This window comes from Nocardia sp. NPDC058244 (assembly GCF_042882065.1).
Classification (GTDB): Bacteria; Actinomycetota; Actinomycetes; order Mycobacteriales; family Mycobacteriaceae; genus Nocardia.
On sequence record NZ_JBHVWX010000012.1, the window covers coordinates 142,017 to 153,703 of the forward strand.

Here is an 11,687-nt window from a genome sequence, read left to right on the forward strand (position 1 = left end):
CCCTTCGGTCTCGGTGGGCGGGGTGGGGTCAGGCACTGTGCACCGCCTTCGCGGCGACATCGGCCTTGGTGTCGGGGAGCTCGGCGCGATCACCGGAGCGCGCCTTGGCCCGCTTGCCCCTGGTACCGGTGATGCGCGGATCGAGCAGGGGATAGAGCAGATCGACGGTCAGATTCACCACGACGAAGATCAGCGCGGACAGCAGCACCACGCCCTGCACGACCGGGATGTCCTGGTTGAGCACGGCGGTCTGGGTCAGCCTGCCCACCCCCGCGCGGGCGAACACCGACTCCACCACCACCGAACCGGCCAGCATGGTGCCGACCAGCACACCGGCGATGGTGAACGCGGGCACGGCGGCGAGCCGGGCGACGTGGCGCCGCTGCACCCACCAGCGCGACGCGCCCTTGGCCAGCGCCACCTCGGTGAACGGCTGACGCCAGGTCTGCTGCAAGCCGGCCGCGAGGACCTGGGCGATCACCGCGCCGATCGGCAGCGCCAGGGTCAGCGCGGGCAGCAGGGTGCCGCGCAGCCCGGTCCCGCCGAACGCCGGGAACCAGTGCAGCCGGAAGGAGAACAGCTGTAACAGGATCAGGCCGGTCCAGAACGTCGGCACCGAAACACCCAGTGGTGGCAGCGCGCTGAGCGTGTTGCGCAGCCACGGACGACGGGTGTAGGTGGCGGCGAAGGCCAGCACCACGCCGCCGAGGGTGGCGAACAGCAGGGCGAGCGCCGCCAGGCCGAGGGTGGCGGGCAGCACGTCGAGCAGGGCGTCGGTGACCGGCTGTCCGGTGCTGATGGATCGGCCGAGATCACCGGTCACCGCGTTGCCCAGCGCCGTCACGTACTGCTCCCACAGGGGCTTGTCCAGACCGTAGCGGGCCTGCAGTTCCGCGATCGCCGCCTTGTCGACGGCGCTGCCGGGGCCGCCGCCGTCGGCGGCCATCGACACCGGGTCGGCGGGCAGCAGATACAGCACGACGAAGGAAATGGTGAACGCTGCCCACATCACCCAGATCGCCTGCAGCACGCGCGAACCCACATAGCGGCCCATGACTAGCGCCCGCTCAGCCAGGTATCGAAGAACTGCAGCCGGGCCGAGGCCTCGAACTTCAGGTCCTGGGTGTTGGCGGCCGCGCCGATCGCCTGCGACAGCTCGACGGTGGGCAGGTAGAGGCCGTTGTCGAGGATCTGCTGCTGCGCGGTCTTGATCAGCGCGGCGCGCGCCGCGGGATCGTTGGTGGCGAGCTGCTTGTCCAGGGTCTCGTCCAGCGCCGGGATCGGACCGCGCGCGTTGAGGTTACGGCCGGTGAGCGAGAAGGAGGTGCGCAGGATGTCGCCGTCGGCGCGGGTGGAGTTGGCGTAGAAGGAGTCGTAGTCCTTGGAGTTCATCTTGGCGGTGCTCTCCGGGCCCGAGACCAGGTCGAGCTTCAGCTCGACGCCGACCTGCCGCAGCTGCTGCTGCACCAGCTCCAGGATCGCCTGGTTGCCCGCGAAGACCTGACTGAAGGTCACCGAGAAGCTCAGCCGCTCACCGTTCTTCGCGCGGATACCGTCCGCGCCGGGCACCCAGCCCGCCTGGTCGAGGAGCGATTTTGCCTTGGCGGGGTCGTTGGGCAGCTTCGCCGAGAGATCGGTGTACCCGGGGGTCGCCGACGCCAGCGACGAGGTCGCGAACTTGAACTGCGGGCCGAGGACGGTATCGACGAGCTGCTTGCGGTCCAGCGCGGGCAGCAGCGCCTGGCGCACCGCGGGATCGCGCAACGGACCGCGCGTCAGGTTGAGGAAGAAGCCGAACGGCGTGCCGGGGTTGGGGGTCGACAGGATCTGGCCGCCGACGGACTCGATCTGCGGCGCGTCCTGGGGCAGCGCGTCGCTGATCGCGTCGAGCTGGCCGGAGACCAGACTGCCGGTGCGCACGCCGGACTCGGGAACGACGGTGAATTCGATCCGGTCCAGATAGGCCTCGCCCTGATGCCCGAACACCGCCGAGCCCCAGTTGTACCCGGCCCGCTTGGCCAGCGTCACCGAGACGTCCTGCTTGTAGGCGGCGTAGGTGAACGGACCGCTGCCGATGTTGTCGCCCGCGCAACGGGCCTCGGCCGGTTTGGCATTGGTCGCCTGGCCGAGGATGCCGAGCTGCGGCGTCGAGGACGCCTGCAGGAACTGGGCGTTGGGCTGGCTGAACTCGACCCGGGCGGTGAGCTTGTCGACCGCCGTGGTGCCGACGTAGTTGGTCAGGTAGCTCGCGCCCAGCGGCGCCTTCGCGCCACCGAGCTTGATGATCGCGTCGAAGGTGTCGCGCACCGAATCCGCGGTCAGCGGGGAGCCGTCGCTGAAGGTGACGCCGTCTGCGAGCTTGAAGGTGAACACCTTGGCGTCGGGACTGACCTCCCAGCTCTTGGCCAGCCACGGGGTGATCGCGCCGGTCTTGGGGTCCTGATCGGTGAGCGAGTCGACGATCTGACGGGCGACGTAGATGGTCTGGTTCGAGCCGGCCTGGGCCGGATCCGAGCACGTCGGCGCCTGCGACAGCCCGTAGCGCAGGGTGCCGCCGGGCTGGGGCGGACCGGCCTGCCCACCCGGGCCGCCGGTGTCGCTGCCGCACGCGACCACGGAGGTGGCGACAGCCAGGACGCCGGCGACGGCGGCGAGACGATGACGGGGACCGATCACGGGGTGACTCCAGAGAATTCGCGGCCTGCGGCCAGGGGACGGCTGGGAATACGGCGGCGCAGTTCGGGCGCCACCTCGGCCTGGAACAGCTCGAGGCTGCCCAGGTAGTCGGGGTCGGTGCGGCCGTCGCGTTCGGCGGAGAGGTGGATCACCTCGTGGCCGAACTGCTCGTGATAGCGGCCGACCTTGTCGATCACTTCCTGCGGGCTCCCGACGAGCGCGGAGCTGCGGGCGAGGAAGTCGTCGATGGTGTCGAAAACGACGGGCAGGCCCAGCTTGCGGGCCAGTGCGCGGCGGGCCTCGAACAGCGGCGTGTAGACCGCTCTGGCCTGCTGCGAGGTGGGGGCGACGTGGAAGCCCGCGGTGCCCGCGCCGACGAGCGCGTCGGCGGGGTCGTGGCCGTGCTCGGCCCACTGCTCCCGATAGTGGCGCACCAGTTCGGCGTACGGCTCGATCGGGTTGGTGACATTCGCCGAGAACAGCGGATCACCGTGGCGCGCGGCCAGTTCCACCGATTCGCGGCTGGTCGCGCTGCCGTGCCAGATCCGCAGGCGTGGCTGCCACGGGCGCGGCAGCGCCTTCGCCGCGGTCAGCGACGGGCGGAACCGGCCCGACCAGGTCACCTCGTCGCTGGCCCACAGGGCCCGGAACAGTTCGTATCCTTCGCGATTGCGGTCCCACTGGTCGGCGGTGGTGACGTGGAACAGCTGCGCCTGCGCGGCGCCGTTGCCCTTGCCGATGATCAGCTCCAGGCGCCCGCCCGCCAGGTTGTCCAGCGTCGCGTAGTCCTCGAACGCGCGGACCGGGTCGAGCAGGCTCAGCGTGGTCACGGCGGTGAACAGCGTGATCCGGGAGGTGACGGCGGCCAGGTGGCTCAACAGCACCGGGGGAGCGGCGGAGAGGAACGGGTCCTCGTGGCGCTCGCCGACGGCGAAACCGTCGTAGCCGAGCTCCTCGGCCAGCCGGGCCTGGTCGACCACCTCGCGCAAGCGGTCCCGCGTCTCGGGGACGATGCCGGTGATCGGGTCGGGGACCCGCGTCACCAGCGTGAACAACAGAAACTTCATGCGACAGCAGACCTCGCCACTCGTGCTCCTCCATCGAACCCGGCGGAAGCACCCACACCCGGAACGGGCGGGTTGCTGCGACGTCGTGGAGCCAGGTCTCTCGGTCGCTCTGGATGGTTGTGACCGGCCACAGGGGCCGGTACCGAATCAGCATGTGGCACTGCCGCGATACTTCACAACGGTAAGGATCAGCGTGAGCGCAGAGCTTGGAACCGGGACGGCGCTGGTGCACACTGCCCGCGACGCGCCGACGAATCGGTGCGCCTCACCTGCGGGGATTCCACCGGATACCGGCGTAGCGTCGGATGTCTCCGCGTCGATGAGGAGTGCGTCGTGACCGAGCCGCGTCGTTGCACCACCCTGACCACGCTGGCGGCCTGCGCCGCCGCGCTGCTGCTGGCCGCGCCCACCGCGGCGGCCGCGCCAGCGACGGTAACCAGGGATGCGCCCGCCGTGCGGACCGCGGGCCCCGGCGACCTGCTCGGCGCGTACCGGACCGTCGTCGACACGCTCGAAGCGCTGGGCATCCAGCCGTTCCTCTACCCGACGGTCGCCGCGAACTGCGGCGGCGACGGCCTCGGCCTCGTGCCCGCCGTGGCGGGCGCGGTGCCCGGACCGTGGCCCGCGAACGCCGTGCAGATCCCCGGCCTCGACCTCACCGCCGTGAAGTCGGGGCAGACGATGTTCACCTTCCTGCCCTACGGCCTGTCGCCGGACACCGCCGCCACCGCGACCTCCGGCATGCAGGTGGCCTGGCTCAACATCAGCACCGGCCGCGGCGGAATGGCCTCGATGGGCTCGATCGCCGACGTGGTGCGCGCCCTGGTCCCGCCCGAGGTCCCGGTCGAACTACGCCCGATCGCCGAAACAGCCATCCGCGACTTCCTCTTCGCCGCCATCCCGGTCGGCGGCGTCCGTGCGGTCCCGGTCGACACCGGCCGGGGCACCGTCCTGGCCGCCGTCTTCGGCACCACCGACAACGCGGGCCGCTCCTGCTTCTTCTTCCCGACCGTCGGCATCACCGAGGTCCCCTGAGCCGCGTCACCCGGTCAGGAACGAAGAAGCGCCGATCGGTGGTGTGCGCCTACCGTTCTCGGCATGGACAGCAGCACTGCGACGATCGCAGTCATCGGAACGGGTCGGGTCGGTACAGCGGTGGGGACGGCGCTCGCCGCGGCGGGACGGCGGGTCGTCTACGGGTCGCGCACGCCGGGTGACGGGCGGGTCGGGGTCGCCGAGGCGCTCACCGACAGCGCGGTCGTGCTGGTGGCGATTCCGGCCGAGGCCGTCGACGGCTTCGCTCGCGAACACGCGGCCGCGCTCGACGGCAAGCTGGTGCTCGACGCCACCAACGGCTTCGGCGCCGGACCGGCCAACGCGGCAGCCACCTTCGCCGAGCACGCGCCGACGGCCCGATACGCGCGGGCGTTCAACAGCCTGGGCGCGGAGGCCTTCGCCGACCCGACGTTCGACGGTGCGCCCGCCGACCTGTTCTTTTCGTGCGCGGCCGCGGACCGCAATGCGGTCGAGGATCTAGTCGCCGCGGTCGGGCTGCGGCCGGTCTTCGCCGGCGACGGCAATCACGAGGTCGTCGACGGCGTGATGCGGCTGTGGCTGACCCTGGCGATGGGGCAGGGGAGGGGGCGCGAGTTCGCGTTCCGGATCGTCGACCGCTGAGCTCAGGCCTGCTGTGCGCTGACGGTCTCCGGGGCGACGAGGGGGCGCTGCTTCCAGCGCAGGGTGCCGGTGCGGTGGCGATAGTGCGAGCGGGTCCACAGCGCCAGGTAGTGCGCGACGCCCAGCGGGTGGGCGATCGCGGAGGTGAGGTCGGTGCGGGTGGGTGCCCGGCGGGTCTCGGTGGCGCGGGCGGCGAGGCGGCCCGCCACGGCGGCGAGGTAGCCGAGCAGCCCGGCGCGGCGGACCCGGCCGCGGCCGCACAGCGCCGCCAGCGGGGGAATCCAGTAGGCCAGGGCCGCCAGGGCGCCCACCGCGGCGCCCGCGTCGACCCGGCCGCCGTAGGCCGACCACAGCCAGCGGGTGTAGCCGTCGGTGAGTTCGGCCGCGCCGGTGTACATCCGGGTGCTCGCGCTGGGTCCCGCCGCGACCAGGGCGGTGCGATGCCCGGCCCGGCGCAGCGCCCTGGCCAGATCGAGATCCTCGGTGGCGCTGGCGGCGACGGCCGCGTGCCCGCCACCGGCACGATAGGCCGCGGCGTCGACGGCGAGGAACTGCCCGCACGCCACCGCGGTCGACGGGCGCAGACTGTGATTGGCCGGACCGACCGGCAGCGTCGACGCCCACGCCCACGCCAGCAGCGGCTGGACCAGCCGCTCGGTGGTCGAGGCCGACTCCTGCACCGGCCAGGCCGACACCAGACCGGCTCCGCGCCTGCGCAATTCGGTGACCGACGCGGCGACGGCGGACGGGGCGAGCCGGACGTCGGCGTCGACGAAGACCAGGGCCGCCGCGTCGGTGCGGGCGGCGAGCCGGGCGCAGGCGGCGGCCTTGCCGGTCCAGCCGGGCGCCGGGTGGGCGGCCGAGCGGAGCACGGTGAACCGGTCGTCACCGCCGACCGCGGCCAGAGCGGCCTCGTAGGTGCGGTCGGTGGAGGCGTCGTCGAGTATCAGCACGCGCAGCCGGGGGACACCGGTCTGGGCGCGCAGGTCACCGATGAGTTCGGGCAGGCGCTCGGCTTCGTCGCGGGCGGGCACGCAGACCGTCACCGGTTCGATCACGCCGGCCACCCGGCGCGGCAGGCTGCGCAACGTGACCAGGTTGTAGGCGGCGGTGGTGGCGCCCAGCGCGGCGAGACCGGTGCCCGCCCAGGTCAGGTAGCGGCCCGCCGCGCCCATGTCAGCGGCCCAGCCTGCGGCCGGCGATGTCGCGCCAGATCTCCTGCGGCGAGAAACCGCCGCGCGGCGCGTTCGGCGGGCCGGGGTTGCGGTCGCGGAAGGCCAGCCCGGCGATCAGCGCGGCGACGGCGAGGGTGATGCCGCCGACGATGCCCGCCCAGCCCGCGAACGAGCGGGTGTTCGGGTCGGCGTACTTCACCTCGGCGCGCAGGGTCGAGGTCTCGCCCGCGGGCAGCTTCCAGGACACGGTGTTGTCGCCCTCGCGGGTGCCGTTGGTCTTGGCGACGCGGGCCGGGAAGGCGATGGAGAACTGCACGTCCGAGCCCTGCGGCGGCACCGACTCCAGGTCGACGCGGCCCTTGAGGCTCACCAGATCGCCGGTGCGCTGGAACTCCAGGGTGAACATGCCCTGGGTCTGATCCGAGAGGCCGCCGAGCTGGCCGACCTCGCCGAAGGTCAGATCGTCGAAGAACACCTGGGTGCCGACGAAGCCGTCCTGGTTGTAGTTCTCGATGCGCACCTTGGCGGCCAGCTGGTCCGGCGCCTTCAGCTGCGGGCCCTTGTCGGTGGGGCCGGTCGGCACCACCGCGGCGACGATGCGCCCCGACACCCGGTCGTTGGACGACACGCCCATCGACACCTGCACGCGCAGGCACCCGGCCAGCGCGGGCACCAGCAGCGCCAGCAGGACGGCGACCGCGGCGACGCGCCGCGCGGGCACGCGACGACGTGGCGACGGAGTGGGCATGTCGGCGACGAGACTCGGCTGCACGGGTGACATCGTGCCAGGCCCGGGCCCGAGAACCCACACGACGGGCCCACCGGGTCGCGCGCATCCGCGCCGACCAGGCATTTCCCGCCGGATTCGGGTACTCCGCCGACTCAGCGCGCGCGGTCGCGGGCCAGGTCCCGCGCACGCAGCAGCAGCGGGACGCCGAGCGGCGCGAGCCCGGCGAGACCCCAGCAGGCGGAGGCGGGCAGGCCGAGGAACACCGCGTGGGCGAGGGCGGAGCCGAGCCAGGTCCAGACGAACACCGCCACCGGCACCGCCACCGACGGGTCGTGCGCGGGCGGCACCCGGCGGTCGAGCACGGTCAGCAGCACCGCCATCAGCGTGGCGACCAGCGCCCAGCCGAGGTAGTTGGTGTACGGGATCTGGGGGAGACCGGGCAGCCCGGCATCGGTGACCGCCCAGGTCCACTGACCGTCGGCCACCATCTGCGGATCGAGGAACAGATCCCAGCCGACCGCCCCGACCACGAAGAGCCCGGCTCGGCCCGCCGCGCCGCGCACGAGCACCCCCGCGACGATCCAGATCGGATAGAGCCCGCCGGTCCAGGCCAGCGGGACCACCAGCGGCACCTCGGCGAGCGCGGGTCCGATCCGGTCGACGGCATAGGCGTAGGCGCCGAACGGGAACCCGGTGGCCGTGCCGACGATCTCGGCGGTGAGCCCGAGCCCGGAGACGATGACGAAGAACCCGGCGGCCCAGCGCCCGCCCCGCGTCGTCGCCGCGTGCGCGAGGGCGGTCGCCGCGGACAGCGCGACGACGACGATCGTGATCCGGTCACGGATCACGCCCGCGCTCAACGGATACGCGATCTGGACCAGGACCAGCAGAATCGCCGTCGCGGTCGGCAGCGCCCGCGACGGCTCGGCCCGCAACCATCGACCGAACACCGCCGCGCCGTGCCCGGCGAGTTCCGTCCTCATCGCCCGCGCGGCAGCGAGAACCGGCGGATCCGGCGATCGCCGAGCACGAGCCGGGCCGCGCTGCGCCCACTGGCACCGGAGACGCCGCCGCCCGGATGGGTCGACGCGCCCGTCAGATACAGCCCGGGCGCCCCCGGCACCCGCTGCCCCGACAACTCCGGCAGCGGCCGCCACAGCATCATCTGATCCAGCGACATCTCCACGTGCATGACATTGCCGCCGCGCAACCCCATCTCGCGCTCCAGATCGACGGGTGTCTGCACGAACCGCTGCCGCACCGACGACGCGAAGCCGGGCGCGTACCGCTCGACCTCGGCGATGATCCGGTCGGCCTCGTGTTCGGCGTGGTCGGCCCAGTCACTGCCGTCGGCGAGCGCGTACGGATGCCATTGCGCCCACAGCGACAACTGGTGCTCGCCGGGCGGTGCGATGGTGGGGTCGAGCGCGCTGAAGCTCATCGCCAGGACGACAGGTCGCGGCGGCAGGTCACCGCCGAGGGCGGCGCCGTGCGCGCGCCGCAGCTGATTCCGGTCCGAGACGAGGAATTGCAGGCCGCGGGCGGATTCGGCGGTCGTGGCGCCGGGATACTCGGGGAGCCGGTCGGTGGCCAGACGCACCACCATGCCGATGCCGGGGCCGACCCGGATGCGGCGCTGCCAGTCGTCCAGGGTGGCCGCGTCGAAATCGCCCGCGCGCAGCAGCTCCAGGGTCGCCAGGATGTGCGAACCCGCGATCACGGTGTCGGCGCGCAGATTCCGGCCCGCGGCGGTGGTGACCCGCCAGCCGTCGCCGGTGCGGCGCAGGGCGGCGACGGCGTCGCCGGTGTGCAGTTCGCCGCCGTCGGCGCGCAGCCGGGCGATCAGGGCCGCGCTGAGCGCCCCACTTCCCCCCACGGCGCGGCCGGGCGGCAGCGTGTGCATGAGCGCGGCGAAACCGGCCATCGGCGCCGAGCCGGGTTCCGACATCGGCGGGCCCGACTGCGCGCCGAACCAGGCCAGCGACGCCTTGAGGCGTTCGTCGTCGAACCAGTAGTCCAGCAGCGCGTCCCCGGTCTGCAGGAACTCCCTGGACAGGGCGCTGCCGCCCGCGCGCGCGTCCAGCCCCCAGAACGAGCGCACGAGCCTGCCCGGCGTCGGCGGACCGCCGAACGCGCGCATCACCCGCGCGCTGCGCTCGCCCCACACCCCGACGAAGCGGCGGTAGGCGTCGGCGTCGCGCGCGCCGCAGGCGGCGGCGATCGAGGCGCAGGTCAGGTCGAGATCGCGATGGAAGACGATCGGCGGGCGCACGCCGTCCGAGGGCGTGAAACCCCAGGGGTCGCAGTCGATGTAGCGCAGCCCGAACCGGTCTAGTTCTAGCTCCTCGATGATCCCGGTGTGCCGGATCATGATGTGCGCCGAGGACCCGCGATCCACCAGGTGGCCGGGGAACCGCTCGACCGTCGAGACCGCGCCGCCGGGCACCTCGTCGCGTTCGAGCACCTGCACCCGCTGTCCGGCCCTGGCCAGGTAGCAGGCCGCGACCAGCGCGTTGTGCCCGGAACCGACGACGACCGTCGTGCCTGCCGTCCTCACGCGCCGGACGCGGGCAGCGGCAGCCGCCGTCCCAGGATGGCGAACGGCCTGGTGTCGCCCGCGAACACGAAATTGCGGATCACATCGGTGAATCCGGCCCGTCGGTACAGCCGCCAGGCCCGGTTGTCCTCCTCGGGCACCTCGGGCGTCGACAGCAGCACCGCGGCCTCGGTGCGGTCGGCCAGCAGCCGCTCGAGCAGCGTCGAGCCGATGCCGCGGCCCTGCGCGGCCGGGTGCACGTGCAACTCGGTGAGTTCGAAGTAGTCGGCGAGCAGCTCGCGGGCGGCGGCCTCGGGCCAGCCGCAGCGGCGCATCCCGGTGTGCACCTGCTGATGCCACCACTGCCGCGGCGCGCCGCTGTAGCCGTAGGCGATCGCGAGGATCGGGGCGGTGCGCAGGTCGACGGCGCCGGAGTCGTCCGGCAGCACGGCGGCCACGGCGCGCCAGCCCGCCCGGGTGGTGTGCTCGGTCCACATCGGGGCGCGGTGATGCTCGGTGCCGCGCGGATAGTCCATGGCGGCGACATACACCGACAGGGCGTCGTGCAGGCGCGCGCGCAGGGCGGCGACGCTGAGGTCGACGACGACGGGTGCGGGGGTGTGATTCGGCTTGACGGCTGTCATGGCTCTCGTCGATGGCGCGCTGGCGCGGAAGTTGTCGGTGGGTGTCCCTATATTCAATCTCAATTCAAACGTTCGAATGCTTGTTCGATCTGTGCGAGGGGCGAAAGGGGCAGCAGATGGCTGGTCGCAACGATGGTCAGGAGCACGCGGGGCACGACGGTCGCGCGGGCGGGCTGCTACGTCAGGCCGACGCCCTGCTCACCGATTCGGCCTGGGAACACGACCCGGGTGAGCGGTTCCGCACCGCCTACCTGGCGGCACTGCGCGGCGCGGGCGCGATGATCGCGCTCACCGGCGCCGATCGGGCGCCCCGGGCGCGCTCGCGCAGCGCCTGGGTGCTGCTGCGGCGCGCGAGTCCCGAGTTCGCGATGTGGGCGGACTACTTCGAGGCGCACTCGCAATTGCGGGCCGATCTGGAGGCCGGGCTGGACCGCGCGGTCACCGACACCCGCGCCGACGAGTTCTGCTCACGGGTGGGCGCATTCCTCTACGACATCGACGATGCGCTGGTCGCCGCCGCCAAGACACGCCCGCAGCCGAGTCGCGACCGGGACATGACCGCTTAGTTATCACCGAGTAGGTGGTACGGCTTCGATCGAACTCGTATCATGGGGAGCAGATAGCCGCCAAGGTCGGCTACCCGTCGCCTACCCGGAGGCGACCAGCCACGCCTAGTGCCGGGGGAGGTACCGTGCCACTCTCCGAGCACGAGCAGCGCATGCTCGAACAAATCGAGAGCGCTCTCTATGCTGAGGATCCGAAGTTCGCCTCGTCCGTCCGCGGCGGACGTCTTCGCTCCACGTCGAGTCGACGCAGACTGCAGGCGGCGGCCTTGTTCGCCATCGGCCTGTTCCTGCTCGTCGCCGGCATCGCCGCCCCGTTCAAGCCGGGCGGTTTCCCGATCATCAGCCTCGTCGGATTCATCGCCATGTTCGGTGCCGGCGTGCTGCTCATGATCGGCAACTCGCGCAGGTCCGCTCGGCCGGACTCGACCGAGACTCCCGGCACGGGCTCCGGCCCCACGGGCGGCTCGACCGGACGCGGCGGTCGTCCGCGCAAGTCCGGCGGCTTCTCCGAGCGGATGGAAGATCGCTTCCGTCGAAGGTTCGAGCAGGAGTAACTCGGCTGTAGCCGAGACATCACGGCATCGAAGGCGGCGCCGCACCCGATCGGGTGCGGCGC

11 protein-coding genes, 1 pseudogene and 1 riboswitch are annotated in these 11,687 nt (G+C 72.3%); of the genes and pseudogenes, 4 read left to right on the plus strand and 8 right to left on the minus strand.

Annotated elements, in window-relative coordinates:
• Positions 1–28: 28 nt before the first annotated feature.
• The 3 genes from ACFVW6_RS31605 to ACFVW6_RS31615 are packed head-to-tail and all read right to left on the minus strand — an operon-like array spanning position 29 to position 3,743.
• Positions 29–1,054: an ABC transporter permease gene (locus ACFVW6_RS31605; RefSeq protein WP_378833248.1), complete on the minus strand. Its 1,026-nt coding sequence runs from the start codon at positions 1,052–1,054 to the stop codon at positions 29–31.
• Positions 1,055–1,056: 2 nt separating this feature from the next.
• Entirely contained in the window at positions 1,057–2,676 is a 1,620-nt protein-coding gene (locus ACFVW6_RS31610) for an ABC transporter substrate-binding protein (protein ID WP_378833246.1), read from the minus strand.
• Positions 2,673–3,743: an LLM class flavin-dependent oxidoreductase gene (locus ACFVW6_RS31615; protein ID WP_378833243.1), complete on the minus strand. Its 1,071-nt coding sequence runs from the start codon at positions 3,741–3,743 to the stop codon at positions 2,673–2,675. Before ACFVW6_RS31615 ends, ACFVW6_RS31610 begins: the two co-directional genes overlap by 4 nt.
• A 27-nt stretch (positions 3,744–3,770) precedes the next feature.
• Positions 3,771–3,863, minus strand: a riboswitch (SAM riboswitch).
• Positions 3,864–4,076: 213 nt separating this feature from the next.
• Here ACFVW6_RS31615 and ACFVW6_RS31620 point away from each other — a divergent pair.
• Both ACFVW6_RS31620 and ACFVW6_RS31625 read left to right on the plus strand, forming a co-directional pair.
• Positions 4,077–4,778 (plus strand): hypothetical protein, encoded by a 702-nt coding sequence (locus ACFVW6_RS31620; RefSeq protein ID WP_378833241.1) that lies wholly within the window; start codon positions 4,077–4,079, stop codon positions 4,776–4,778.
• 33 nt (positions 4,779–4,811) lie between these two features.
• Positions 4,812–5,420 (plus strand): annotated as a pseudogene (locus tag ACFVW6_RS31625) (NADPH-dependent F420 reductase); the annotation flags it as partial.
• A 2-nt stretch (positions 5,421–5,422) separates the two neighbouring features.
• On the opposite strand, the gene ACFVW6_RS31630 reads toward ACFVW6_RS31625, so the two are convergent.
• From ACFVW6_RS31630 to ACFVW6_RS31650, 5 genes are all read right to left on the minus strand, one after another.
• A complete protein-coding gene (locus ACFVW6_RS31630) occupies positions 5,423–6,595 on the minus strand; it encodes a glycosyltransferase (RefSeq protein ID WP_355280160.1) in 1,173 nt (390 codons plus the stop codon).
• Between the two features lies 1 nt (position 6,596).
• Positions 6,597–7,343, minus strand: a complete 747-nt coding sequence (locus ACFVW6_RS31635) for an LppM family (lipo)protein (RefSeq protein ID WP_355280191.1) — start codon at positions 7,341–7,343, stop codon at positions 6,597–6,599.
• 134 nt (positions 7,344–7,477) lie between these two features.
• Complete coding sequence (locus ACFVW6_RS31640) at positions 7,478–8,308, minus strand: carotenoid biosynthesis protein (protein WP_378833238.1); 831 nt, start codon at positions 8,306–8,308, stop codon at positions 7,478–7,480.
• Complete coding sequence (locus ACFVW6_RS31645) at positions 8,305–9,882, minus strand: phytoene desaturase family protein (RefSeq protein ID WP_378833236.1); 1,578 nt, start codon at positions 9,880–9,882, stop codon at positions 8,305–8,307. The genes ACFVW6_RS31640 and ACFVW6_RS31645 overlap by 4 nt, the downstream gene beginning before the upstream one ends.
• Complete coding sequence (locus ACFVW6_RS31650; protein ID WP_355280165.1) at positions 9,879–10,505, minus strand: N-acetyltransferase; 627 nt, start codon at positions 10,503–10,505, stop codon at positions 9,879–9,881. The genes ACFVW6_RS31645 and ACFVW6_RS31650 overlap by 4 nt, the downstream gene beginning before the upstream one ends.
• 116 nt (positions 10,506–10,621) lie before the next feature.
• On the opposite strand from ACFVW6_RS31650, the gene ACFVW6_RS31655 reads away from it, so the two are divergent.
• Complete coding sequence (locus ACFVW6_RS31655) at positions 10,622–11,071, plus strand: SAV_6107 family HEPN domain-containing protein (protein WP_378833233.1); 450 nt, start codon at positions 10,622–10,624, stop codon at positions 11,069–11,071.
• Positions 11,072–11,196: 125 nt separating this feature from the next.
• Entirely contained in the window at positions 11,197–11,625 is a 429-nt protein-coding gene (locus tag ACFVW6_RS31660; RefSeq protein WP_378833231.1) for a DUF3040 domain-containing protein, read from the plus strand.
• Positions 11,626–11,687: the final 62 nt, after the last annotated feature.

Bases quoted from the DNA above. Each gene is read 5' to 3' on its own strand.
- ACFVW6_RS31630 (WP_355280160.1), bottom strand. From the start codon at position 6,595: ATGGGCGCGGCGGGCCGCTACCTGACCTGGGCGGGCACCGGTCTCGCC.
- ACFVW6_RS31655 (WP_378833233.1), top strand. From the start codon at position 10,622: ATGGCTGGTCGCAACGATGGTCAGGAGCACGCGGGGCACGACGGTCGC.
- ACFVW6_RS31615 (WP_378833243.1), bottom strand. From the start codon at position 3,743: ATGAAGTTTCTGTTGTTCACGCTGGTGACGCGGGTCCCCGACCCGATC.
- ACFVW6_RS31605 (WP_378833248.1), bottom strand. From the start codon at position 1,054: ATGGGCCGCTATGTGGGTTCGCGCGTGCTGCAGGCGATCTGGGTGATG.
- ACFVW6_RS31650 (WP_355280165.1), bottom strand. From the start codon at position 10,505: ATGACAGCCGTCAAGCCGAATCACACCCCCGCACCCGTCGTCGTCGAC.
- ACFVW6_RS31635 (WP_355280191.1), bottom strand. From the start codon at position 7,343: ATGCCCACTCCGTCGCCACGTCGTCGCGTGCCCGCGCGGCGCGTCGCC.
- ACFVW6_RS31640 (WP_378833238.1), bottom strand. From the start codon at position 8,308: ATGAGGACGGAACTCGCCGGGCACGGCGCGGCGGTGTTCGGTCGATGG.